Here is a 25,911-nt window from a genome sequence, read left to right on the forward strand (position 1 = left end):
GGCCAGGCTAACGCCCTGCCACAAACAGCTGGACCTTGCGGGCCAGTTGATCGAGGTGCCGATCACGCTGTTTCTCGGCATCCACCATCGCCCGCTTGCCGTGTTTTTGCAGCAGGTAGGTATGGATCTGGCGTACCTCCAGCGAACTATAGATCGCCGCCACATCCAACACGCCCATCAAGCCATCGGTGCCGTAGTCCCGGGTATTCATCAACACCTGGGTGCCCCGCGCACCCCGCACTTGAAACCCCATGGCCTCGAAGGCCGCTACCTTCTCCACGGCACAGGCCAACTCGGCATGGGGATAGCGCGCCAGCACGTCCGCCATCATCCCGCGCGCCACACCCTGGCGCCGGAAACCGGCCTGCACCGCCATGAAGGCGATGCCACAGGCCTCAGGATCATCCTTCACCGGCAGATACAGGCAAAAGCCAATCACCTGCTCCTCGAGCATCGCCACGATCAACTCAACGGCAATCCCCTTCGACCCGCCCACTGCCTCCAGGTACAGGTGCACCTCAAAGCCGATGGCGTATTGGTAAATGTTGTAGAGCAGGTTGCTCGGCGGCAGCGCGACGCTGCTGATGTCGGTGAGGTTGTCCACCACCATCTGCAGGATCTGGGCATTGATGGGCTCGGGGCACGGAGTGGTGTAGCGGGTAAGGCTGAACATGCAGATTCCTGGGTTTCGCGTCAAGGCAGCGGCGATTGTACCTGTTGCAGGCCGTTCAGTGCCCGCACACCTCACGCACACACCCGCGCAACCAGCGGTGGGCCAGGTCGGCATCCAGCCGCGGATGCCAGAGCATCGCCACGGTGAACGGTGCCAGCGTCAACGGCAACGCAAAGCTGTACAGGCCTTCGCGCTGATGGGCGGTGTAGCGTTCGGGCACGCTGGCAATCAGGTCGGTGTCGCGGGCCAGGGCGATGGCCGTGGCGAACCCGGCGACGACGGTGCCGATCTGCCGCGTCAAGCCCAGGGCTTCAAGCCCATCGTCGATCTGGCCGCGCTCCTGCCCGCGCCGCGAGACGTAGACGTGCCGCCCCTGGGCAAACCGCTCGGCACTGATGTCGCCCTGGCTCAAGGGATGGCCGCTGCGCACCACGCCAATCAAACGGTCGCGAAACAGCGCCTGGGTCAGCACTTCGGGGCTGGCGTCGGGGTCGACCACACCGGTCTCCAGGTCGACGCTGCCTTCGCGCAGCAACCTGCTGTCCTTGTCGGTCTTGCTGACGAAACGCAGGCGTACACCAGGCGCGTCCCGTGCGATGCGCGCCAGTAACGCGGGACCGAAGTTTTCGACGAACTCTTCACTGGTGCGCAAGGTGAAGGTGCGCTCCACCTGGGCCAGGTCCAGGGCGTGTGCCGGGCGCAGCACCGCATGGGCGTCCTGCACCAGGCGGCTGACCTGCTCACGCAATGCCTGCGCCCGCGGCGTCGGTACCAGCCCGCGACCGGCGCGGACCAACAGCGGATCGCCGGTGGTCTCGCGCAAGCGCGCCAGCGCCCGGCTCATGGCCGAGGGGCTCAACTGCAAGCGCTTGGCCGCTCGGGCGACACTGCCTTCGGCCAGCAAGACATCCAGGGTGATCAGCAGATTAAAGTCGGGCATGGGCGCTCCTTAGCAGGCGTTTGACGCAGGTATTAACTGCAAACCCTGCGTCTTCCGCCATGTTAGGCCAGGCCGTAGATTTGTGACAGTTGCGTCCACCCAAGGAATCTTCCATGCATACGTCTTCACGCGGCGGCCTTGCCAGCCTGTCGCTGTCCATGTTGCTCGCCGCCCTCGGCACCAGCATCGCCAATGTCGGCCTGCCCAGCCTGGTACAGGCATTCGATGCGTCGTTTCATGCCGTGCAGTGGGTGGTGCTGGCCTACCTGATGGCGATCACGCTGGTGATCGTGAGTGCGGGCCGCCTGGGCGACCGCCTGGGCCGGCGTCGGCTGTTGCTCGCCGGGTTATTGCTGTTCGCGCTGGCATGCGGGCTGTGCAGTGCGGCGCCGACATTGAATGGGCTGATTGCCGCACGCGCGCTGCAAGGGCTCGGTGCCGCCGTGATGATGGCCATGGCCCTGGGAATGGTCGGTGATACGGTGCCTCCGGAGCATACCGGCCGCGCAATGGGCCTGCTGGGCACGCTGTCGGCAGTCGGCACGGCACTGGGGCCAAGTGTCGGTGGGGTGTTAGTGAGCCTATGGGGTTGGCGGGCCCTGTTTCTGGCGGGTGCGCCCCTGGGGTTAGCGGCCTTCGTCCTTGCCTGGCGCTGTTTGCCCCTTGATCGCCGCCACGGGCGATTGCCTGCACAGGCCGGGTTCTGGCGCGCCCTGGAGGACGCTTCGTTGCGCAGTCGCCTGGTCATGAGCGCGTTGGTCAGCGCGGTGATCATGGCCACCTTTGTGGTCGGGCCGTTCTATCTGTCCCAAGGCCTGGGGCTCGCGCCTGAATGGATGGGCCTGGCCATGGCGGTCGGGCCGTGTGTCGCGGCGCTGACCGGCGTACCGGCGGGTCGCCTCACCGACCGCCTGGGCAGCCGGCACATGACCTTCGCGGGGCTGGGCACCCTGCTCGGCGGTGCGCTGCTGCTGGCGCTGGCCTCAGGACTGCCGGCCTACCTGGGTTCGCTGGTGATCCTGACGGCGGGCTACAGCCTGTTCCAGACCGCCAACAACACCGCCGTGATGAAGGCCGCACAGGGCACCAACCGAGGCACGCTCTCGGGTTGGCTGAACCTGTCGCGCAACCTCGGGCTGATTGGCGGCGCATCGGCACTGGGCACGGTGTTCGCCTGGGCAACCCCTGATGTCACCCATGGCACCCCGCAATCAGTCGCAGATGGCCTGCACACAACCTTTGGCGTCGCCGCCGGTTTGATCCTGCTCGCCCTGGCCATAGCAAGAGGTCGCGTGAACAGCCCGCAGCACGCAAACATTGACAAGCTAAAATCGTAACGACTATTGTCTGACAACCTGATCACCAAGGTTGCCCCATGCTTGAGCTTCAACGTCCCGATTCGCTTGTCGTGCGGGTTGTCAGTGCGATCCGCGCAGAAATCGACGCCGGCGAGCTACCGCCCGAATCGCGCCTGCCCACCGAACAGCAACTGGCCGAACAGCTCAACGTCAGCCGCTCCGTGGTGCGCGAGGCCATTGCCCAGCTCAAGGCCGACGGTGTCATCACCGCGCGCCGGGGCTTGGGCTCGTTCATTTCCCAGACGCCTGCCGGCACGGTATTCCGCTTTCCCCTGCCGAACGGACGGCGCCCCGACCTGGCGCAGATGTTTGAAGTGCGCCTGTGGATCGAGACCCAGGCCGCCGCGATTGCCGCCCAGCGCCGCGATGACGCCGATCTGGTACGCATGAAAAGCGCCTTGCAGGACATGCAGGACAAACGCGACAACTTCGAAGCCGCCGCCCTGGCCGACGTGGAGTTCCACCGGGCCATCGCTGACGCGAGCAAGAATGACTACTTCGTAGCCTTCCATGACTTCCTGCGCAGCCAACTGGCCAGCGCGCGCAAGACCGCCTGGGAAAACTCCGCGTCACGCTTTGTGACCGGTTCTGCCGATGCCACCCAGGAACACCAACTGCTTTATCAGGCCATTGCCGACGGTGACGCCCAGCGCGCCGCCGCCAACGCCGAGGCCCACCTGCGTGCGGCGGCGCGGCGCCTGAGCCTGGAGTTGCCGGCCAAGCACTGAAGGATTCCACCCGTTTGAAGCGTGTCCCGGACACGCCATTTTTTTAACAAAACCATTAGTCTGACAACCTGATAAGCAGACCAAAATGGGCAACCCTAGGTACCCGCAATGATTCACGACTTTTGCATTATCGGCGGCGGCATCGTCGGCCTCGCCACCGCGATGGCACTGCTCAAGCGCCAGCCCGGTGCGTCCCTGGTGATCCTCGAAAAAGAACCGGTGCTGGCCAGGCACCAGACCGGCCACAACAGCGGTGTGATCCACGCGGGCATCTACTACGCACCCGGCAGCCTCAAGGCCGACCTGTGCAAGCGCGGCGCCGAAGCCACCAAGCAGTTCTGCACCGAGCACGGCATCAAGTTCGAGGTCTGCGGCAAGCTGCTGGTGGCCTCAAGCCCCCTGGAAATGCAGCGAATGGAAGCGCTGTATGCCCGCGCCCAACTCAACGGCATGCAGGTCGAACGCCTGGATGCCGACCAATTGCGCCAGCGTGAACCGAACATCGTCGGCCTGGGCGGGCTGTTCCTGGACGCCACCGGCATCGTCGATTATCGCCAGGTGTGCGAGACCATGGCCCAAGTGATCCGCCGCAGCGGTGGCGAGATCTGCCTGGAGCGCACCGTCACCGGCATCCGCGAAAACAGCGATCACGTCACCATCAACACCCACGGCGAAACATGGCAGGCGCGCCACCTGGTGGTCTGCGCCGGGCTGCAGTCGGACCGTCTGGCGCGGCTGGCCGGGGTGAAGATCGACCACCAGATCATCCCGTTTCGCGGCGAGTACTTCCGCCTGCCGGCCGCCAAGAACAACATCGTCAACCACCTGATCTACCCGATTCCAGACCCGCAGCTGCCGTTCCTCGGCGTGCACCTCACGCGCATGATCGACGGCAGCGTGACCGTCGGCCCGAATGCCGTGCTGGGCCTGGGTCGCGAGAACTACCGCAAGTTCTCGGTCAACTGGCGCGACGTGGCGCAGTACGCCAGCTTCCCCGGCTTCTGGAAAACCCTTTGGCAAAACCTCGGTTCAGGCACCACCGAGATGAAGAATTCGCTGTTCAAGTCCGGCTACCTGGAGCAATGCCGCAAGTATTGCCCGTCGCTGAACCTCGACGACCTGCTGCCCTACGAAGCCGGCATCCGCGCCCAGGCCGTGATGCGCGACGGCAGCCTGGTGCACGATTTCCTGTTCGCCCAGACCCCGCGAATGCTCCACGTCTGCAACGCGCCCTCGCCGGCCGCCACATCAGCCATGCCGATCGGCGCGATGATCGCCGACCGCCTGTTCACGCCCGAGTAACCCCCGCACCACACGTCCATTTGACAATAACTACAAAGAACCAGAAGGAAGTACAGCATGACGGCATCCGCCCCCCTCTCCGGCACCGAAACGCCCGAGCAAACGCGCAAACGCCTGCGCAAAGTCGCAGCGGCAACCATCTTTGGCTCGATGTTGGAGTGGTACGACTTTTACCTGTACGCCACCATGGCGGCCATTGTGTTCTCGAAGATCTTCTTCGATAACAGCGATCCGAAGGCAGCCACGCTGATGGCCTTCTCCACCTTCGCCATCGGCTTTATTGCACGCCCGTTCGGCGGCATCCTGTTTGGCTACCTGGGCGACAAGTTCGGGCGCAAACAGGTACTGGTGCTGACCTTCTGCCTGATGGGCGTGTGCACCACGCTGATCGGCCTGATCCCCAGCTACGCCTCCATCGGCATCTGGGCACCGATCGTGCTGGTGTTCATCCGCATCATCCAGGGCCTGGGCGCCGGTGCCGAGCTGTCGGGGGCGGCAGTCACCTCCTACGAACACGCCGCCCAGGGCAAGCGCGGCAGCCAGGGTGCGTGGCCCGCACTGGGCCTGAACCTGGGCCTGTTGCTGTCGTCGCTTACCGTGTACCTGCTGACCATCAACGGTAATGAGTTCCTCCTGGCCGGTGGCTGGCGCATTCCGTTTATCTGCAGCATCGTCCTGGTCGGCGTCGGCCTGTGGGTGCGTAACAGCATTCCGGAAACCCCCGAGTTCAAGGAACTGACCAAAGCAGCCGCCAAGGCCAAGGCTTCGCCCCTGAAAGCCTTGTTCAAGAACGACCTGAAGGGCCTCGCCGTGGTGTTCTTCGTTGCCATTGGCTACAACGCCCTGAGCTACATCTTCAAGACCTTCTCCCTGGCCTACCTGACCCAGTTCAAAGGCGTGGATGTACACGTCACCTCGCTGTCGGTGACCATCGCCAGCCTGATCGCCATCGTCGCCGTGCCGTGTTTCGGCTGGCTCTGCGACAAGTGGAGCAGCAAGCTGGTGCTGATCCTCGGTGGGGTCTGCTCGCTGCTGTTCGCCTACCCGTTCCTGGCCCTGCTCAATACCGGCGAAAGCCTGATGATCTACATCGCCATCGGCGTAGGTACCGGCATCCTGGCGCCGATGATGTTTGCCCCACAGGGTTCGTTCCTCAGCCGCCAGTTCCCGACCCAGACCCGCTCTTCGGGCTTCGGCACCGGGCGCGAAATCGGCACGGCCATCGCCGGTGGCCTGGCGCCGCTGGGCGCCCTGTCGATGGTGGCGGCATCGGCCACCCACTCCACCGATGGCGTGGTGATCATCCTCGGTATATCCGCGCTGCTGGTGGTGGTATTTGCCTTGTGCGACCAGGGCCGCAAACACTCTGCATTCAAGAACTGAGCAAAAAAGTTCGGACCAACGGGTGCATGGACGCACCCACATCGCGCATCATGGGCACTTTCAAGCTCAAGGGTAACGTCCATGCGCGTTCTGTCATTGATGATGGGTCTTACGACGCTGGCCGCCAGTACGGTGTTCTGCGCCAGCGCGATGGCGAATGAAGAAAGTCAGTTGGTGCAACAGATCAACGAGTACCGCAGCCAGGTGCAGCGCTGCGGCGACCAGGGTTCCCAGGAACTGCCACCGCTGGCCAACGATACACGGCTGGTGCTGCCGGCCAGTAACGTCGGCGACCTGCAGCAGGCCCTGGCCCGTGCCGCGTACCCGATGGTCAATGTGCAGGCCATCAGCCTGTCCGGGCCCAAGGACGCCCAGGCAGCCATGAAAGCCGTACGCGAGAGTTTCTGCCGGGTGGTGCTGGACCCGCAATTCGTCGACATCGGCGTGAGCAACAGCGGCCAGGACTGGCGCATCGTGCTGGCCCGCCCGTTGCTGTCCAGCGGCCTGGGCGATTGGCAAACCGAAGGCCGCAAGCTGCTCGACCTGATCAATGCCGCCCGCACGCAACCGCGCCAGTGCGGTACCCAGGCGTTTACCGCGACCACGCCATTGTCGTGGAACGAGGCGCTGGCCGGGGCCGCCAACAGCCACACGCGCAACATGGCCAACGGCAATTTCTTCGACCACCTGGACCACGACGGCCGCACGCCTGGCGACCGCGCGGAACTGGCCGGGTATATCGCGAAAAACATCGGCGAAAACATCGCCGCCGGCCTGGACACCCCGCGCAAGGTGGTCGACGGCTGGCTCGCCAGCCCGGGTCATTGCGCCAACCTGATGAACCCGCAATTTCGCGAATTGGGCGCAGCCTATGCCATGGACCCGAAGAGTGACGCGGGCATCTACTGGACCGCTTTATTCGGCACGCAATAAGGGTTGGGCAATCGCCCACCCCCCCGGCCCTTCGCTCTTTCAAACGAATACAGCATCAAAATGCCATCTAGCGGATAATCGTGCTGAACTGGCAGCGACCAGACAGGTCTGTAGCTTTACGCCACATCCTTGCGGGCGCGTTGAAGATTCCGGAATACAAGGTGTTCTCCCAATGATGAATTGGCTGCAAAGCAGCAGCGACATGGCTGAGCAAGTCCGTCAGCATGATTGGGCCAGTACGCCCCTAGGACCGCTGGAACAGTGGCCGGACGTGTTAAAGACCACCGTGGCGCTGTGCTTCGCCTCCAGCTTTCCCCAGGCGATTGTCTGGGGTCCGCAGCTGATCACGCTCTACAACGATGCGTTTATCCCGATCCTGGGTAGCAAGCCCTACGCGTTGGGGCGCCCGTTCAACGAAGTGTGGGCCGAGGTGTGGGATGACGTCAGCCACATCGCCAACGCCGCCTTCGAGGGCCACGCCACCTATATCGAAAACTTCCCCCTGGTGATTGAACGCGGCCCGAGGCGGGAGCAGGCGTACTTCACCTTCTGCTACAGCCCGATCCGCGATCCCCAAGGCAAGGTGGTCGGCATGCTCGACACCGTCACCGAGACCACCGCCACGGTGTTCCTGGCACGCCGCCTGGCGGTGCTGGACGCCATCGGCAACGCGGTGGTCAACGCCGTCGATGCCGAAGCCATCATGACCAGCACCACCCGTTTGCTGGCCGAGCACCTGCAGGTGAGCAATTGCGCCTACGCCGACATGGACGCCGATGAAGACGGCTTTACCATTCGAGACAATTGGACCGCGCCCGGCTCGCCCAGCATCATTGGCCGCTACAGCCTGGCGGCGTTCGGCGAGATGGCCGTCAAATGCCTGCGCGCCGGCGAGCCCCTAGTGATCCACGACAATCTGCGCGAGTTGCCGCCCGCAGAGTCCGCCACCTTCCAGGCCCTGGGGGTGACGGCGACGATCTGCATGCCGCTGATCAAGAACGGTCGCCTGACCGCCCTGATGGCCGTCCATGACAAAAGCCCACGCCCCTGGTCACCCTACGACCTGGCCCTGTTGCGGGAAGTCACCGAGCGCTCCTGGGCGCATATCGAGCGCGTGCGTGCCGATGCCGATGTGCGCAAGGGCCTGGCGGCCTATGCCGAACTGAACACCACGCTGGAACAGCGCGTCGAAGAACGCACCCTGGCGCTGGCCAAGGCCGAAGCCGCGCTGCGCCAGTCGCAGAAACTCGAAGCCATCGGCCAACTCACCGGCGGCGTGGCCCATGACTTCAACAACCTGCTGACCATCATTCGCTCATCGGTGGACTTCCTGCGTCAGCCAGACCTGTCGGAACAGCGTCGCCAGCGCTATATGGGCGCAGTGGCGGATACCGTAGAGCGGGCCAGCAAGTTGACCAGCCAATTGCTCGCCTTTGCCCGCCGCCAACCGCTGAACCCGGAAGTCTTCGACGTGGGCCAGCGCGTACAGAACATTGGCGAGATGCTGGAGAGCGTCACAGGCGCGCGCATTCATGTACGTGTCGAGATGCCTTCGCAGCCGTGTTTTGCGCGGATCGATGCCAGCCAGTTTGAAACCGCACTGATCAACATCGCCCTCAATGCACGGGACGCAATGGAGGGCCAGGGCACCCTGACCCTGAAAGTCCTCGGGGCACAGCCGTTGCCCCATATTCGCGGCGACGCCGGGTCGGGTAAGGCGTATGTCGCCATTTCGCTCGCCGATACCGGCCCCGGCATTCCCGAAGACACCGTCGAACGCATTTTCGAGCCGTTCTTCACCACCAAGGCGGTGGGTAAAGGCACCGGCCTGGGCCTCTCGCAAGTCTTCGGCTTCGCCAAGCAGTCGGGGGGCAATATCGATGTGACCAGCACGCCCGGCCAAGGCAGCGTATTCACCTTGTATCTGCCCCAGGTCGAAGCCGAAGCAGCGCTGCCACCCCCCTGCGAGGAAACACCGGCTTCGTCCCACGACACATCACAGTGCCGGGTGCTGATTGTGGAGGACAACCTGGAGATCGGGCGGTTTGCCAGCCAGATTCTTCAAGACCTGGGCTACCAGGCCACCTGGGTGACCGATGCCGAACAGGCCCTGACCCTTGCCGGGCACGATGGGAGTGCCTTCGATGTGATCTTCTCCGACGTGGTCATGCCCGGTATCACCGGCGTCGCCATGGCCAAGCTGTTGCGCCAGCGTCGAGCGGACCTGCCGGTGATACTGACCTCGGGCTACAGCGAAGAGCTGGCAGACAATGGCTATGACGGCTTCGAGTTCCTGCCCAAGCCTTACTCTGCCGAGCAGGTTTCGCGGGTATTGATCAAGGCCATGCACAAGGACTGAGCCGCGCCCTACTCCGCCACGGCCACCTGGTTGCGGCCCAGCGCCTTGGCCCGGTACAGCGCTTTGTCGGCGCTGTTCATCAGGCCGTGCAAGTCCTCGTCCACGGCATGGGTGAACGCCACCCCAAGGCTGGCTGACAGCCCCTTGACCGGCTCGGCGGCCAAACCGGCGATAGCCTTGATCAGGTCCTCGGCAATATTGCGCGCGGTGTCCAACGACGTATTGGGCAACAACACCGCAAACTCTTCGCCGCCCAAGCGGCCATACACATCAGCCTTGCGGAACGACGCACTGATCACCCCGCCAATCTGGCGCAACACCTGATCACCGGCCTGGTGCCCATAGGTGTCGTTGATTTGCTTGAAGTGGTCCATGTCCATCATCAGCACGCACAGCGGCTGCTGGTTATGGCGGCATTGCGCATACAGCAATTGCGCATGTTCGAAAAATGCCCGGCGGTTCATCAGGCCGGTCAGCTCATCGGTCTGCGCGGCACGGGTCGAGATGTTGTGGGCGCGCTCCATTTGCCGGGTCAGGCGAAAGGCTTTCTCCAGCGCATCGGACAACTTGCGCGTGGCACTGGCCACAAACGTGGAAAACACCAGGACCGCGATACCGATACCCACTTGCATCGATGTGGGCTGGAACAACAGCCACAGGGTGCACGGCAGCAACACCAGGCCGATGGACACCAGAGTCATATAGCGATAGGCCGAATAACACGACACCGCACTGACCGACATCCCCACGGTGAACAGCATCACCAGCGCCTGGGACAACCGATCATCGGGGGGCATCAGCGCGAGTGCCCCAGCCCCCCAAATGCTCGCGGACAGTACCAGCGTGACCCAGTAGCGGCGCTCCCAGCGGTCCGGGGTGCGTTCGCTGTTGGGGCAGCGGAACCAGTCCAGGAACATCTTGACCCGCAGCAGCGACGAGGCACCCAGCAGCACCAGCCACACCAGCATCAACGTGTGATCGAAGCGCTCCCAGCACAGCCAGCAGAGCATGGCGGCTGCCATGTAGCTGCCGAAAATGGCTGCAAATGACTGGCGAAACAACTGGTGCAAACGGTCGGTTCGCACCTGCTCCTCTATAACGCAATCCTGGTCCTGCTCACGCTCAAGGCCATTCATGAAATGTGCTCGATTCGACTGCCATGACAAAGGCGCCATTGTGGCACCCTGCCAGCAGCGTGGACAACTGAATCCAGCAAGGTAGAGCCGTTAACTCGCCTCAGGCCGCAAAATCAGCACCCCCAACGGCGGCAGGTTCAACGACAGCGACACCGGTTGCCCATGGCGTGGCTCATCCTCGGTGAACACGCCACCGCCATTGCCATAATTGGAACCCGCGTAGGTGTCGGCGTCGCTGTTGATTACCTCGCTCCAACGCCCACCGAACGGTACGCCCACCTTGTAGGCCTCACGGGGCACCGGGGTGAAATTGGCCACCACCAGCACCGGCTTGCCATCCTTGCTCCAGCGCAGCCAGGCGTAGACGCTGTTGATCGCATCGTCGCCGATCAGCCATTGGAAACCCTGGGGGGCATCGTCCTGCTCGTGCAGGGCCGGTTCCTCGCGATACAGGCGGTTCAAGTCTCCCACCAGCTTTTGCACGCCTTTGTGCTCGGCGTACTGCAGCAAGTACCAGTCCAGTTGCTGGTCGTGGTTCCACTCGCGCCACTGGCCGAATTCGCAGCCCATGAACAGCAGCTTCTTGCCCGGATGCATCCACATGAACGCCAGGTAGGCGCGCAGGTTGGCAAACTTCTGCCAACGGTCGCCGGGCATCTTGTCGATCAGCGAGTGCTTGCCGTGCACCACTTCATCGTGGGAAATCGGCAGGATGAAACGCTCGGACCACGCATACACCAGGCCGAAGCTCAGCTCGTTATGGTGGTGGGCGCGGTAGACCGGGTCTTGCTGGATGTAATGCAAAGAATCGTGCATCCAGCCCATGTTCCACTTGTAGTTGAAGCCCAGGCCGCCCTGTTGGGTGGGCTGGCTGACGCCGGGCCAGGCGGTGGACTCTTCGGCGATCACCAGGGCGCCGGGCGCCTCCAGTGCTACCACGTCGTTCAAGTGGCGCAGGAAGTCGATGGCTTCCAGGTTCTCGCGCCCGCCATGGCGGTTGGGCACCCATTCGCCGGCCTTGCGCGAATAGTCGCGGTACAGCATCGACGCCACCGCATCCACGCGCAGCCCGTCAATGTGGAAGTGTTTGAGCCAATGCAGCGCCGAGGCCAGCATGAAGCCGTGGACCTCAGTGCGGCCCAGGTTGTAGATCAGCGTGTCCCAGTCCTGGTGGAAGCCTTCCAGCGGGTTAGCGTATTCGTACAACGCAGTGCCGTCGAATTGCGCCAGGCCGTGGGTGTCGGTGGGGAAATGCGCCGGCACCCAGTCGAGGATCACGCCGATGTCGGCCTGATGGAGTGCGTTGACGAAATAGGCGAAATCCTCCGGCGAACCAAAACGCGCCGTCGGTGCGAACTGCGACAGCGCCTGGTAACCCCACGAACCGCCGAACGGGTGTTCCATGATCGGCATCAATTCGACGTGGGTGAAGCCCAGTTGCTGCACATACGGCACCAACCGCTCGGCCAGCTCGCGCCAGGTGTACTGGCGCGCCACTTCGCCGGCCTCGTCCAGCTCGCACTGCCAGGAGCCCACGTGCAGCTCGTAGATCGACAGCGGCGCCGTGGCCTTCTGGCGCTCGACCCGCGCTTGCATCCACTCATGGTCCTGCCAGTCCACCTGCAACGGCGCGGCGACTTTCGAGGCGGTATCGGGTGGCAACTGGGTCGCCAGCGCCATCGGGTCGGCCTTGAGCGGCAGAATCCCGTGGGCACCGAGGATTTCGTACTTGTAGGCGGCGCCAGGTTGCAGGCGTGGAATGAAGATTTCCCACACGCCCGAAGGATGCCGCAGGCGCATCGGGTGGCGGCGGCCGTCCCAGATATTGAAGTCTCCCACCACCGAAACCCGCCGCGCATTCGGCGCCCACACGGCAAAACGCACGCCGTCTACGCCATCGACGCTGGTCACCTGGGCCCCCAGGCAACTGCTGAGGTCACGGTGGTTGCCTTCGGCGAACAGGTACAGGTCCATCTCCCCCAGCAACAGTTGCTGGAAGCTGTAAGGGTCTTCGGTGATCTGCTCGCCACCGGCCCACTGGATTTTCAGCAAGTACGCCTGGCGGGTGTTGAACTGCCCGACGAACAGGCCCGGCACCTGGGTCGCATCCAGGCTGCCGATCTGTTCACCGCCATCGCGGCTCAGCACCTGGACACTCAAGGCTTCCGGCAGGAACGCGCGGATAAATTGCCCGCCCTGCTCGTCATCGTGTGGCCCGAGAATGGAAAACGGGTCGTGGTGCTCGGCGCGCACCAACGCTTCGACGTCCTTGGACGCCGGCATGGCTGTCAACTTAGGTTGCAGCGGTTCTTTATTCGTAAAGCTCATGACGTCTCCCCACCGCGTGCAGTGTTCGATTTAGATGTAATCCCGCTCAACAACCCGTGCAAGCCCTGCAGGGGCACCGGCAACCAGGTCGGGCGGTTTTCCGCTTCGTACGCTACCTCATACGCGGCCTTCTCCAGGCTGAACAACGTCAGCGCTGCGTCCTGGCCCTTGGCATCCTGCCAGTCATGCGCCAGTGTAGACGCAGCGGCCTGATAAGCCTGGATAAATGCTTGGCGGGCCTCTTTCAGGTAACGATCGGTCACGCGTCTGCGCGCCTGGTCCGCTGCGGGCGAGTGATCCACCCCTTGCACGTTCAAGGCCATGGCCGCCGCATAGTCAAAGGAGCGCAACACGCCGCTCACATCTTTATACGGGCTGTGCTTGTCGCGCCGTTCATGCAGCGGCCGCGCCGGTTCGCCTTCAAAGTCGATCAGGTAGGCATCGCCCTTCACCACCAGCACCTGGCCCAGGTGCAAGTCACCATGAACCCGAATGCGCAGGCCGCCCAAGGTGGCTTTCGCCAGCGCCTGGACATGCGTGCCGATGGCTTTTTTCTGCGCCAGCAATTCACTGACCAGCGCCTGATCGGCAGGGTTCAATTGGCTTTGATGCAGCTTGAGCAATTGCAATGCACGGTCGATCTGCGCGCCAACGTCCTTGGCCCAGGCCTGGGTATCCTTGGCGCTGGTCGATTCGGGCTTGAAGTCCTTATTGGTCGTTTTGGCACCCAGTACCCCGTGCATTTCACCCAGGCGCTGGCCGAGCAGCCCGGCGAAGTCCGCCAGCTCGCCCAGTGCGTTGTAATGCTGTTCCTGCTCGGAGATGGCCTCGGCCAGTTCATCGCGAATCGCACGTTCCAGGTTGTTCTGGGTCCAGCTCCAGGCGTCACCCTGGTTGCTCAGGTAGCCCTGGGCGATCATCAGCAGGTTGTCCTGGCCGGCGCCATCATGGCGAATCACCGAGCCCATCAGCGGCGAGATATTCGGGTAACCCGCCTGCGTCAGGTAGGCGCTCATTTCCAGCTCCGGGTGCACCCCGGCGCTGACTTTGCGGATCAGCTTGAGCACCAGGCTCTCGCCCACCACCACCGAGCTGTTGGACTGCTCGGCAGACAAGTAACGCACCGGCGACTCGTCCGTCAGTTGCAGCGTGTCCAAGTGTGGCGTGGCTTCAAAACGCAGGTCGCCGTCGCTGCCGTTCAACACGGTACCGGCCTGCAGGCCTTGGATCACCGCGCGGATAAAATGCTCCAGGCTGAAGGCGTCCGTCACCAGGCCGACCTGACGCACCCGCCGTACGCGGGCCAGGGCCAACTGTTGCGGCAAGGCGCTGGTGAACTGATCTTCGCCAAGAAAACCGAACGGCAGCTGATAACGGCTGACCTGGCCACCGGCGGTCACTTCCAGCTCGCTGAGCAAGACCGGGTGCTGCGGGTCGCCAAAGCGCACACCGTAGGCGATGCGCACGCTGTCGATGGCGGTGTCCTTGCCGGCAAACCAACGGCGCTTGGGCAGCCAGGCAGGCAGCGAGGTCCGTTCGAGGGCGGTGCGACAGGGTTCGTCGAGCAGCTCTTCCATGCGTTTTTTCAGCACCAGGGTGGTGAAGTCCGGCATGCTTTGCGCCGGCTCCACGTGCCAGCTGGGCATCTGGTTTTCCGCCGCCAGCACGAACCAATAGAAGCCATACGGCGCCAGGGTCAGCAGGAAATTCAATTGACCGATGGGCGGGAACGCATTGCCGCCGAGCATCTCCACCGGGACCATGCCGGCAAAGGCCGACAGGTCCAGCTCGGCCGCCTGGGCGCTGCGCGAGACGTTGGCCACACACAGGATGATTTCGTTGCGCCCGTCTTCGCCGGTGAATTCGCGGGTATACGCCAGGATGCGGCGATTGCTTGGGGAGAGCATTTTCAGGCTGCCGCGCCCAAACGCTTTGGACTGCTTGCGCACCGCCAGCATGCGGCGAGTCCAGTTCAGCAGCGAGTGCGGGTCCTGGGCCTGGGTTTCGACGTTGACCGACAGGTAGCCGTATTGCGGATCCATGATCGGTGGCAGCACCAGGCTGGCCGGGTCGGCGCGGGAGAAACCGCCGTTGCGGTCGATGGACCATTGCATCGGCGTGCGCACGCCATCGCGGTCGCCGAGGTAGATATTGTCGCCCATGCCGATTTCGTCGCCGTAATACAGGGTCGGCGTGCCGGGCATCGACAGCAGCAGGCTGTTGAGCAACTCGACCCGGCGACGGTCGCGCTCCATCAAGGGCGCCAGGCGCCGGCGAATGCCCAGGTTGATGCGTGCGCGGCGGTCAGCGGCGTAGTAGTTCCACAGGTAGTCGCGCTCTTTATCGGTGACCATTTCCAGGGTCAGCTCATCGTGGTTGCGCAGGAAGATCGCCCATTGGCAATTGGCGGGGATCTCCGGCGTCTGGCGCAGGATATCGGTGATCGGGAAGCGATCCTCCTGGGCCAGCGCCATGTACATGCGCGGCATCAGCGGGAAGTGAAACGCCATGTGGCATTCGTCGCCGTCATCGCCCTTGCGGTCGCCGAAATACAGTTGCGTGTCTTCCGGCCATTGGTTGGCCTCGGCGAGCAGCATGCGGTCGGGGTAATGGGCGTCGATCTCGGCGCGGATCTGCTTAAGGACGTCGTGGGTTTCCGGCAGGTTTTCGTTGTTGGTGCCATCGCGCTCGATCAGGTAAGGGATGGCGTCCAGGCGCAGGCCGTCGATGCCCATGTCCAGCCAGTAGCGCATCACCGACAGCACGGCTTTCATCACCTGCGGGTTGTCGAAATTGAGGTCCGGCTGGTGGGAATAAAAACGGTGCCAGAAGTACTGGCCGGCGACCGGGTCCCAGGTCCAGTTGGACTTTTCGGTGTCGAGGAAAATGATGCGAGTGCCGTCGTATTTCTGGTCGTCATCGGACCACACGTAGAAGTCCCGCGCCGCCGAACCCGGCTTGGCCTTGCGTGCCCTCTGGAACCACGGGTGCTGGTCGGAGGTGTGGTTGATCACCAGCTCCGTGATGACCCGCAACCCGCGTTTGTGGGCTTCGGCGATAAAGCGCCGGGCATCGGCCATGGTTCCGTAGTCGCTGTGCACGCCTCGGTATTCGGCGATGTCATAGCCGTCATCGCGGCGTGGCGAGGGGTAGAACGGCAGCAGCCAGATGGTGTTGACGCCCAGGTCGGCGATGTAGTCGAGCTTGGCGATCAGGCCGGGAAAATCACCGATGCCGTCGTTGTTGGAGTCGAAATAGGATTTGACGTGAACCTGGTAGATCACCGCGTCCTTGTACCAGAGCGGGTCCTTGATGAAGGTGGCAGCCTTGGGTTTCTTCGCCATTGGAAACTCCTGAAATACTCGAAAAATCGTGCAGACTGAACCGGGTCAATGTGGGAGGGGGCTTGCCCCCTCCCACATGTTGATCTTCACCAGGCTCAGGAGGTGCTGATGCGCCAGATCCCGAACGGCATCTGCGGCTCCAGCCGAGTCCACTGGGTCTTGCCATACCAGGTCCAGCGGTGGCCGTTCATCAGGTCTTCACCCTGGGTGTGCGCATCGTCCGGCAGGCCCAATTCCCACAACGGCAACTCGAAGTGGGCCTCCTGGGCATTGAACGGATCGAGGTTGACGACTACGAGAATGAAGTTGCTGCCATCCTCGCTGCGCTTGCCGAAGTACAGGATATTGTCGTTCCAGGCGTTGTAGAGCTTCAGGCCCAGGTGGGTCTGCAAGGCCGGGTTTTGGCGGCGGATGCGGTTGAGCTGGGCGATCTCGGCGATGATATTGCCGGGTGCGGTGAAGTCCCGAGGGCGAATCTCGTATTTCTCCGAGTCCAGGTATTCCTCTTTGCCCGGCACCGGAGCCGCTTCACACAGCTCAAAGCCCGAATACATGCCCCACAGACCCGAACCCATGGTGGCCAGCGCGGCGCGGATCAAGAAACCTGGGCGCCCGGACTCATGCAGGAAGCCTGGGTTGATATCCGGCGTGTTGACGAAGAAGTTCGGCCGGTAGCATTCGCGCCACGGCGACTCGTTCAATTGCGCCAGGTATTCGGCCAGTTCGGCCTTGGTATTGCGCCAAGTGAAGTAGGTATAGCTCTGGGAGTAACCGACCTTGCCCAAGCGCGCCATCATCGCCGGGGTGGTGAAGGCTTCGGCGAGGAAGATCACCTCGGGATACTTTGCCCGTACATCGGCGATCAGCCACTGCCAAAAGGGCAGCGGCTTGGTGTGGGGGTTGTCGACGCGAAAGGTCTTCACGCCCTCTTCCACCCAGCCCACCACGATGTCGCGCAGTTCGGTCCACAAGCCTGGGATCGCATCCGCGGCATAGAAGTCGACGTTGACGATGTCCTGGTACTTCTTCGGCGGGTTCTCGGCATATTTGATCGTGCCGTCCGGGCGCCAGTTGAACCAGCCCGGGTGCTCTTTGAGCCACGGGTGGTCCTGGGAGCACTGGATGGCGAAATCCAGGGCGATCTCCAGGCCATGCTCGGCGGCGGCCTTGACCAGGCGCCGGAAGTCATCACGGCTGCCCAACTGCGGGTGGATGGCCTCGTGGCCGCCCTCCTCGCTGCCGATGGCATAGGGGCTGCCCGGATCATCGGGGCCTGCGGTCAGGGAATTGTTCTTGCCTTTGCGGTGGCTGCGCCCGATCGGGTGGATCGGCGGGAAGTACAGCACGTCGAACCCCATGTCATGGATCATCGACAAGCGCGAGTGCACGTCGTTGAAGGTACCGTGGCGGGCCGGATCGTCGGTGATCGAACGGGGAAACAGCTCGTACCAACTGGCAAACTGCGCCGCCTCGCGCTCCACATCAATCGGGTAGACGGTGCTGATGCTCAAATAGGCGCGGTGGTCGGCCTGGGTCATCAGGTGTGCACTGTCTTCGTGCAAAAACAGCGCGACCTGCTCGGTTTCCAGCAAACCGGAGAGTTCGTGGTGCAACAGCATCAGGCGGTCGCGCAGTTCGTTGTCGCTGCGTTCGGCGGCCTGCAGCACCAGGCTGCGGCCTTCCTGCAATTCCAGGCTGACCGGCACCCCGGCTTCATGTTTTTTGCGCAGTTCATAGCAGAAGCTGGCGAAGGTATCGATCCAGGCTTCGATGCAGTATTCGTGAGGGCCCTGGACGGTAACGGTAAACGCCCCTTCCCAGCCATTGTTGCCCACGTCGTTCATGACCACGCTGTGCCAGCTTTCTTCATGCAGCGGGCGCCAGCGGATCAGTACGGCCAGCTTGTCGTGGCCATCGGCGAATACCTTGCTGGTGACGTTGACCCGTTGGCCTACCACAGCCTTGACGGCAAATTCGCCGCCGTCGATCACGGGTGAAGTGCTTTCGATCGCGATCCTGGGCAGCAACAGCGCCTGGGACAGCGGCAATATGGAGTCTTCTGGAGCCAGTGTTTCAGCAGTCATCGAGCATCTTCCCCTTACGCCCTGTGGACGCTCTTTGCTTGATCCGAATTCCGATACGGCCGCGCTCTCCCTGAGCAGGGCCGCTATAGGTCCGAGCTTGGGCCTGGGTTAAAAGTTCAGCTGGATCTACCGCCATTGGGCGGGGAATCAATTGGCCCCGGCGGATGTCCACCAACAGAGCAAAGCACAAAGGAGGCCACACCGATGAATATCCCGATCCCGGCAGAAACCCCAGACCCGAATATCGACAACCCGACCTTGCCCCCCACGGAGCCCGAGCCGATTCCCGAGAAGGAACCGCCGGAAAATGAACCGCCACCGGTAGAGGAACCGCCGACGACCATGCCGCCGGTGATCGTCAGTCCTTCTCAAATCGCTTGACGATTTTTGGCATCACGCTGAACACCGCCAAGGCCAACAAGGTACTCAGTACCGCTGTCGATTCCCGACCCAATCCGGCCGAGACCCCAATCGCAGCGGTCATCCACAAACCGGCAGCCGTCGTCAGGCCCTTCACATGCCCCTCGTCATCATCCTTGCCCTTGATGATGGTGCCGGCGCCCAGGAACCCAATCCCGGCAATCACACCCTGTACCACGCGGCTCATGGCATCCGCCTGATTACCCGACATCTGCGGCACCATGACAAACAGCGCCGCGCCCAAGGCCACCAGCATGTGGGTGCGCACGCCGGCGGCCTTGCCCTTGCTCTCGCGTTCGAACCCGAGAATGCCGCCCAGGATCGCGGCGATCACCAGGCGCACGGTGATCTGGGTGAGCTGTCGGGCGTCGCCGATATCGGCAAATTCGGCCTGCAGGGTTTGCCACACTTCATTCCACCAGGCGTCCATGAACACTGTCCTTTGTCTTTATTGATGAAGGATGGACAGCGGCGACCGCCAGTCAGTTGCCTTGAACGCGCCTGCATCGCCGAACCCTAACCTTACACAGCCCATGAAAAGGAGATCGACATGACAATACGTATCGAAAACCAGTTGTGCTACTTCAGGCTCGATGAGAACGGCCAGGAACAGAGTGTGCCGGCGACCCGGGTCAATATCGTTACCGACACCGACAAATCCATGTCGTACGTGGAACTGGCGGCCGAGCGGATCTATATCACCGAAGCCGAGGCCGACGCCCTGACGGTGGCAGGTGCCCATGATGGGCGCCAGCATGTAAAGGCTGAAGAACCTGGTTCGCTGATTTAATTGATCTGTATCAGCACGCGCCAGAGCTGGCTGCACCTCAAGCGCCATGGGGTGCAGCACATTGACGCAGGTGTATCGCCAAAGCCCATCTGATCCGCTTTTTATCGCCATACCTGAGTCTGTTACGCAAACAGACCGGCGCGCATAGTTCATCGGCCTGATGGAGGCTGATGAGCGAACGACCATGAGCGAACGAATCCCAACCGTGGAAACCTTTGAGCCGATCCACCCAAAGAAGGTGAAGGCCAAATCCAGCGACAACCTGATCCATACCCGCAGTTTCACCGGCCTGTTCCGCACCTTGCGCGTGGCTGGCGCGGGCTTTCTGTTCCTGGCGTTTTTCGGCACGGTGTGGCTGAACTGGGGTGGGCGGCAAGCCGTGCTGTGGGACTTGGCCGAAAGCAAATTCCATATTTTCGGCGCCACCTTCTGGCCCCAGGATTTCATCCTGTTATCGGCGTTGCTGATCATCTGTGCCTTCGGCCTGTTTGCGATTACGGTGTTCGCCGGCCGCGTGTGGTGTGGCTACACCTGTCCGCAAAGCTCGTTTACCTGGCTGTTCATGTGGTGCGAAAAGGTCACCGAGGGCGAGCGCAACCAGCGTATCAAGCTGCAAGCGGCGCCCTGGAGCCTGAACAAACTCGCGCGACGCTCGGCCAAACACACGTTGTGGCTGGGCATCAGCGTGCTCACCGGGCTGACCTTTGTCGGCTACTTCACGCCGATCCGCCCCCTGGCCGCCGAACTGCTGACCTGGCAAATGGGCGGCGTGAGTCTGTTCTGGGTGCTGTTTTTTACCGCCGCCACCTACATCAACGCCGGCTGGCTGCGTGAAGCGGTGTGCATGCACATGTGTCCGTATGCGCGGTTCCAGAGCGTGATGTTCGATAAAGACACCCTGACCATTTCCTACGATAGCGCCCGTGGCGAGCATCGCGGCCCGCGTAAACGCGAGGTCACGCCAGCCGCTGTCGGCCTGGGCGACTGTATTGACTGCCAGCTGTGCGTGCAGGTCTGCCCCACCGGCATCGACATCCGCGACGGCCTGCAAATGGAATGCATCGGCTGTGCAGCGTGTATCGACGCCTGCGATTCGATCATGGACAAGATGGGCTATGCGCGGGGCTTGGTGAGCTACACCTCCGAGCATCAACTCCAAGGCGGCAAGACCCACCTGCTCAGGCCGCGCCTGATCGGCTACAGTGCGGTGCTGCTGGTGATGATTGCGGCGTTGGTGGTGGCATTGGTGGAGCGGCCAATGGTGTCGCTGGACGTGACCAAGGACCGTGGCATGTTCCGCGAGAACGCCCAGGGCCAGATCGAAAACATCTACAGCCTCAAGGTCATCAACAAGACACAGCAGCGCCAGGAATACCGGGTGGAACTGCTGGATGCAGAGGGTTTCCAACTGCAAGGCAAGATCGAGATCAGCCTGGCACCGGGGGAAATCGTCGATGTGCCGGTGTCGGTGGCGTTGCTGGCCGACAAGCCGGCGAGCAGTTCGCAGACAGTGCGCTTCAAGGTTTCGGATGTGGACGAGCCGTGGATCTACAGCGCCGCCGACAGCCGCTTTGTGGCACCACTGAACCGCTGAGACCTCGCTGTCGGAAATGATGCCGATCAAATGTGAGAGGGGCTGCACTCATATTACCTATTTGTTTAAGGCCAACATGAAACGCTACGAAAAATTCGCCGACGACATCGCAGAACTGATCCGCTCCGGCGTGCTCGGCCCCGGCCAGCGTGTGCCGTCGGTGCGCTATGCCAGCCAGACCTATGGCGTCAGCCCGTCCACGGTGTTCCAGGCCTACTACCTGTTGGAGCGGCGCGGGTTGATCCGGGCACGGCCGCGCTCCGGCTACTTCGTCAACACCCATGCACCCAGCCCATTCTCGGAGCCGGTGGTGAGCGAGCAGGTGCATGAGTCCACCGAAGTCGATGTCAGCGAACTGGTGTTCTCGGTACTCGATTCGATCAAAGACCCCAACACCGTGCCCTTCGGCTCGGCCTTCCCCAGCCCGATGCTGTTCCCGCTGCCGCGCCTGGCCCGCTCCCTGGCCAGCGCCAGCCGCGAGATGGACCCGCGCCTGGTGGTCACCGATATGTCGCCGGGCAACCCGCAACTGCGTCGGCAGATTGCCCTGCGCTATATGGTCGGCGGCCTGATGCTGCCCATGGAGGAGCTGCTGATCACCAACGGCGCCCTGGAAGCGTTGAACCTGTGCCTGCAAGCGGTCACCGAACCGGGCGACCTGGTGGCCATTGAGGCCCCGGCGTTCTACGCCTGCCTGCAAGTGCTGGAACGCCTGAAGCTCAAGGCGGTGGAAATCCCCGTGCACCCGCGCGACGGCATCGACCTCAACGCCCTGGCGCAAACCCTGGAGCGCTACCCGATCAAGGCCTGCTGGACCATGACCAGTTTCCAGAACCCCATGGGCGCGACGCTACCGGAAGCGAAAAAACAGGCACTGGTGGAACTGCTGCGTAGCCACCAAGTGCCGTTGATCGAGGACGACGTATACGCCGAGCTGTACTACGGGCAGCAGGCACCCAAGCCGGCCAAGGCCTTCGACACCGAAGGCCTGGTGATGCACTGCGGCTCCTTCGCCAAGAGCCTGGCGCCGGGCTATCGCGTCGGCTGGGTGGCGGCCGGGCGCTACGCGCAGAAGGTCGAGCGCTTGAAGCTGATGACCTCGCTGTGCCCCTCGATGCCGGCGCAAGCGGCGATTGCCGACTACCTGCAACACGGCGGCTATGACCGCCACTTACGTAAACTGCGCTATGCCCTGGAAGAACAGCAAAGCGCCATGCTGGCGGCGATCGCCCGCTACTTCCCGGCGCAGACACGGGTGAGCCAGCCGGCCGGCGGGTATTTCCTGTGGCTGGAATTGCCGGAGCAGACCGATTCGTTGAAGTTGTTCCAGATGGCGCTGGCGCAAGGCATCAGCATTGCGCCGGGGCCGATCTTTTCGGCGACCCAGCGCTTTCGCAACTGTATTCGCCTGAACTACGGCAGCCCGTGGACCGAGGCCTCGGAGAAGGCGATGGAAACGTTGGGGCGGATTGTGCGGTCGTTTTGAGGGATGGCGTTGCGCTTTCTGACGCCATCGGGGGCAAGCCCCCTCCCACATTTTGGGCTGTGAATACTCTCAAGTGTGGGAGGGGGGTTGCCCCCGATGGCGCCGGTGCAGGCACTGCATGATCTAGCGACCGCCACCCAAATCCAGAAAAGTCCCCGTGGCATACGAAGCCTTGTCCGACAGCAACCAGATAATCGCTTCCGCCACTTCATCCGGCCGCCCGCCACGGGCCATGGGAATACCGGACTCGAGCTTGCTGACCCGGTCCGGGTCGCCGCTCAGGGCGTGGAAGTCGGTGAAGATGTAGCCGGGGCGCACCGCGTTGACGCGGATGCCCTCGCCCGCCACTTCTTTCGACAGGCCGAGGGTGAAGGTGTCGAGTGCGCCCTTGGATGCGGCGTAGTCGACGTACTCACCCGGCGAACCCAGGCGTGCGGCCACCGAAGACACGTTGACGATACTGCCGCCCTGCCCGCCATGCTTGGGCGACATCCGCAGCAGCGCGTGCTTGGCGCACAGGATCGGACCGAGCACATTGGTCTTGAGAATGTTCAGGATGCGGAACTCGGACATCTCATCCACCCGCGACTTGTGCCCCACGGTGCCGGCATTGTTCACCAGCGCGGTGACGCGGCCCAGTTCGGCGTCCACACGATGAAACAGCGCAATCACTTCATCTTCGATACTGACATCCGCGCGCACCGCAATCGCCTGGGCACCGAGGCCGCGAACCTGCTCGAGCACGCTGTGGGCGGCTTTTTCATCGGAGTGATAGTTGATGCAGAGGCGATAGCCCTCGCGGGCAGCCAGCAATGCCGTCTCGGCGCCGATACCACGGCTACCCCCGGTGATGATGAGGACTTTGTCCATGCGTGCGGTCTCCTGATCCAACCTGGTGTTTAGGGTTGGATCCGATACTAACCGTCACCCACAGCTTTTGTCAGGCGCGGCTGCGTCTTCGCCGCGCTGGATATGGTCCATGAAACCGTCCGCCGGCAACGGGTGGCCAAGCAGGTAGCCTTGCAGGGAGTTGCACCCCAACCGCGTGAGAAAACTCTGCTGCACATCGGTTTCCACACCTTCGGCGACGATTCGCAGCCCCAGCGCCTGGCCCAAGGCAACAATGGCAGACACGATGGCGGCGTCGTCGCTGTCATGTTCCAGGTCACGCACAAAACCACGGTCGATCTTCAACTCGTTGGCCGGCAGGCGCTTGAGGTACATCAGGCTGGAGTAGCCGGTACCGAAATCGTCGATGGAGAGGTCCACGCCCATGTCCGACAGCTGCTGCAACACCGTCATGCTCGCATCGGCATCGCTCATCGCCGTGGTCTCGGTAATTTCCAGGGTCAGGCTGTTGGCCGGCAACCGGTGCCGCGCCAGGGCGCCGGCCACGCTGTTGACCAGCCCGGCGTGGCAAAACTGCAACGCCGACAAGTTCACCGCGATGCGCCAGTGCTCATAACCCTGGGCGTACCACAGGCTCATTTGGCGACAGGCTTCATTGAGCACCCATTCGCCGATGGGGATGATCAGGCCGGTTTTTTCCGCCAGTTCGATAAAGGTCGCCGGCAACAACAAGCCTTGTTGCGGATGCTCCCAGCGCACCAACGCTTCGGCGCCCACCGGGATCCCACTGATCGCATCAAACTTGGGCTGGTAATACAGCCGGAACTGCTCGTGCTCAAGGGCATTGCGCAGGTCTTGCAGCAGCTGCAATTGCTTGCGCGCATTGGTGTTCATCGACACATCAAAGAAGCTGTAGCCGTTCTTGCCCATGCCCTTGGCATGGTACATGGCGGCGTCGGCGTTCATCAGCAGTTCCTGGGGGGTATTGCCATTGCCCGGAAACATGGCGATGCCGACGCTGGCGGAAATCTTCAGCTCATGCTCGGCCACCTGGAACGCGCGGTTGATCAGCACCACCTGGCGTTCGGCAAGGCCGAGGGCATCGTCGGGCTGGGTCAACTGCACCAGCAATACAAACTCATCGCCGCCGATGCGCGCCAGGGTGTCGTGACTGCGCAGGTCTTCGCGCAGGCGCAGGCCGACTTCGCGCAACAACTGGTCGCCCATGTGATGGCCAAAGGCATCGTTGACCGGCTTGAAGCCATCCAGGTCGATGAACATCAGGGCGAAGCAACCGCCCTGCTCCTTTACCGCCTCGATGGCCTGTTGAATACGATCGGCCAGCAAGGTGCGATTGGGCAGACCGGTGAGCATATCGTGCAGGGCCAGGTGGGTCAGTTCCTGATTGGCTTGGGTCAGGGAGTCGGCAAGCACCGCAGTGCGGGCTTCCAGGCGCGCGTCGAGCAACGACGTCAGCAACGCGATGGCCAGTACCGCCAGGGTCGTCACCAACACCAGGTTATCCAGGCCCTTGCCGCTCAAGCCGTCCAGCACGGCGGCGCAGTAACTCTCGTCGGCAAAGCGTGCGGCCGCCATGCCGGTGTAATGCATGCCGACGATTGCAAAGCCCATCACCACCGCCGCACCACCACGGGCCAGGCGTACGTAAGGCGTGTTGCGACGCAGGTTGAACGCAATCAACAGCGCGGCGCCGGACGCCACCACCGCGATCAGCAACGACAGGCCAAATAGCGTGGGGTCATAGTCGATGCCCGGCGTCATGCGCATCGCGGCCATGCCGGTGTAGTGCATGCTGGCAATACCGCTGCCCATGACCAGCGCGCCAAACGCCAGTTGCCAGGCAGGCAAACGCGCTTGGCTGACCAGCCATAATGCAAAGCCGCAGGACAATACCGCGATCAACAACGACAGCGCGGTGATACCGATATCAAAGCCCAAGGCAAACGGCAGGCGCAACGCCAGCATGCCGATAAAGTGCATGGACCAGACGCCTACCCCCATCGCCATGGCCCCGCCGGCTATCCATAAATACACGGCGCGCCCCTTAGCGGTCGCGATGCGGCCGGTGAGGTCCAGGGCGGTGTAGGAAGCGAGGATCGCGACAAACAGCGAGATCACGACCAGCGAGGGGGAATAGCTACCGATAAGCATGGGACTTCTCGTGGGCAACGGACCCGAAACGC

19 protein-coding genes are annotated in these 25,911 nt (G+C 62.7%); 10 read left to right on the forward strand and 9 right to left on the reverse strand.

What is annotated here, in order from left to right:
• Positions 1-7: 7 nt before the first annotated feature.
• The gene (locus AC07OP_RS01700) at positions 8-673 is read right to left on the reverse strand and encodes a GNAT family N-acetyltransferase (protein ID WP_092488582.1); all 666 of its coding nucleotides are present in this window, start codon (positions 671-673) and stop codon (positions 8-10) included.
• 55 nt (positions 674-728) lie between these two features.
• The gene (locus AC07OP_RS01705) at positions 729-1,613 is read right to left on the reverse strand and encodes a LysR family transcriptional regulator (protein WP_495101566.1); all 885 of its coding nucleotides are present in this window, start codon (positions 1,611-1,613) and stop codon (positions 729-731) included.
• A gap of 113 nt (positions 1,614-1,726) precedes the next feature.
• Between AC07OP_RS01705 and AC07OP_RS01710 the strand changes: the two genes are divergently transcribed.
• The 6 genes from AC07OP_RS01710 to AC07OP_RS01735 all read left to right on the forward strand — a co-directional run bounded on the left by AC07OP_RS01710 (position 1,727) and on the right by AC07OP_RS01735 (position 9,676).
• A complete protein-coding gene (locus AC07OP_RS01710; protein WP_495101567.1) occupies positions 1,727-2,950 on the forward strand; it encodes an MFS transporter in 1,224 nt (407 codons plus the stop codon).
• A gap of 38 nt (positions 2,951-2,988) precedes the next feature.
• The gene (locus AC07OP_RS01715) at positions 2,989-3,699 is read left to right on the forward strand and encodes a FadR/GntR family transcriptional regulator (RefSeq protein ID WP_115486178.1); all 711 of its coding nucleotides are present in this window, start codon (positions 2,989-2,991) and stop codon (positions 3,697-3,699) included.
• A 108-nt stretch (positions 3,700-3,807) separates the two neighbouring features.
• Positions 3,808-5,001: an L-2-hydroxyglutarate oxidase gene (lhgO, locus tag AC07OP_RS01720; protein WP_115486179.1), complete on the forward strand. Its 1,194-nt coding sequence runs from the start codon at positions 3,808-3,810 to the stop codon at positions 4,999-5,001.
• A 57-nt stretch (positions 5,002-5,058) separates the two neighbouring features.
• On the forward strand, positions 5,059-6,384 hold the full coding sequence (locus AC07OP_RS01725) for an MFS transporter (RefSeq protein WP_141157580.1): 1,326 nt from the start codon (positions 5,059-5,061) through the stop codon (positions 6,382-6,384).
• Positions 6,385-6,465: 81 nt separating this feature from the next.
• Positions 6,466-7,317, forward strand: a complete 852-nt coding sequence (locus tag AC07OP_RS01730) for a CAP domain-containing protein (protein WP_092488588.1) — start codon at positions 6,466-6,468, stop codon at positions 7,315-7,317.
• 172 nt (positions 7,318-7,489) lie between these two features.
• Positions 7,490-9,676, forward strand: coding sequence for a hybrid sensor histidine kinase/response regulator (locus AC07OP_RS01735; protein WP_495101568.1), 2,187 nt, complete (start codon positions 7,490-7,492; stop codon positions 9,674-9,676).
• A gap of 8 nt (positions 9,677-9,684) precedes the next feature.
• Here the strand turns inward: AC07OP_RS01735 and AC07OP_RS01740 are convergent, their stop codons facing one another.
• From AC07OP_RS01740 to AC07OP_RS01755, 4 genes are all read right to left on the reverse strand, one after another.
• Positions 9,685-10,851, reverse strand: a complete 1,167-nt coding sequence (locus AC07OP_RS01740; protein ID WP_495101569.1) for a GGDEF domain-containing protein — start codon at positions 10,849-10,851, stop codon at positions 9,685-9,687.
• Positions 10,852-10,902: 51 nt separating this feature from the next.
• Positions 10,903-13,140 carry a 1,4-alpha-glucan branching protein GlgB gene (gene glgB / locus AC07OP_RS01745; RefSeq protein WP_495101570.1) on the reverse strand — a complete coding sequence of 746 codons (2,238 nt, stop codon included), beginning with the start codon at positions 13,138-13,140 and terminating at the stop codon, positions 10,903-10,905.
• Entirely contained in the window at positions 13,137-16,484 is a 3,348-nt protein-coding gene (gene treS / locus AC07OP_RS01750; RefSeq protein WP_495101571.1) for a maltose alpha-D-glucosyltransferase, read from the reverse strand. Before treS ends, glgB begins: the two co-directional genes overlap by 4 nt.
• A 95-nt stretch (positions 16,485-16,579) precedes the next feature.
• A complete protein-coding gene (locus AC07OP_RS01755; protein WP_495101572.1) occupies positions 16,580-18,568 on the reverse strand; it encodes an alpha-1,4-glucan--maltose-1-phosphate maltosyltransferase in 1,989 nt (662 codons plus the stop codon).
• Between the two features lie 204 nt (positions 18,569-18,772).
• Here AC07OP_RS01755 and AC07OP_RS01760 point away from each other — a divergent pair, with 204 nt between their 5' ends.
• A complete protein-coding gene (locus AC07OP_RS01760; RefSeq protein ID WP_168209022.1) occupies positions 18,773-18,949 on the forward strand; it encodes a hypothetical protein in 177 nt (58 codons plus the stop codon).
• Here AC07OP_RS01760 and AC07OP_RS01765 read toward each other — a convergent pair.
• Positions 18,927-19,418, reverse strand: coding sequence for an MgtC/SapB family protein (locus tag AC07OP_RS01765; protein WP_495101573.1), 492 nt, complete (start codon positions 19,416-19,418; stop codon positions 18,927-18,929). The two genes, AC07OP_RS01760 and AC07OP_RS01765, sit on opposite strands and share 23 nt — an antisense overlap.
• 120 nt (positions 19,419-19,538) lie before the next feature.
• Between AC07OP_RS01765 and AC07OP_RS01770 the strand changes: the two genes are divergently transcribed.
• The 3 genes from AC07OP_RS01770 to mapR all read left to right on the forward strand — a co-directional run bounded on the left by AC07OP_RS01770 (position 19,539) and on the right by mapR (position 22,858).
• Positions 19,539-19,778: a DUF3203 family protein gene (locus tag AC07OP_RS01770; RefSeq protein WP_495101574.1), complete on the forward strand. Its 240-nt coding sequence runs from the start codon at positions 19,539-19,541 to the stop codon at positions 19,776-19,778.
• A gap of 184 nt (positions 19,779-19,962) precedes the next feature.
• Positions 19,963-21,372: a cytochrome c oxidase accessory protein CcoG gene (gene ccoG / locus AC07OP_RS01775; protein ID WP_495101575.1), complete on the forward strand. Its 1,410-nt coding sequence runs from the start codon at positions 19,963-19,965 to the stop codon at positions 21,370-21,372.
• Between the two features lie 76 nt (positions 21,373-21,448).
• Positions 21,449-22,858, forward strand: coding sequence for a GntR family transcriptional regulator MpaR (mapR, locus tag AC07OP_RS01780; protein ID WP_065941278.1), 1,410 nt, complete (start codon positions 21,449-21,451; stop codon positions 22,856-22,858).
• 123 nt (positions 22,859-22,981) lie between these two features.
• Here the strand turns inward: mapR and AC07OP_RS01785 are convergent, their stop codons facing one another.
• The gene (locus AC07OP_RS01785; RefSeq protein WP_065941277.1) at positions 22,982-23,728 is read right to left on the reverse strand and encodes an SDR family oxidoreductase; all 747 of its coding nucleotides are present in this window, start codon (positions 23,726-23,728) and stop codon (positions 22,982-22,984) included.
• 54 nt (positions 23,729-23,782) lie between these two features.
• A complete protein-coding gene (locus tag AC07OP_RS01790; protein WP_495101576.1) occupies positions 23,783-25,879 on the reverse strand; it encodes a putative bifunctional diguanylate cyclase/phosphodiesterase in 2,097 nt (698 codons plus the stop codon).
• Between the last annotated feature and the right edge of the window lie 32 nt (positions 25,880-25,911).

Source organism: Pseudomonas sp. GW821-FHT09D08 (genome assembly GCF_059416305.1).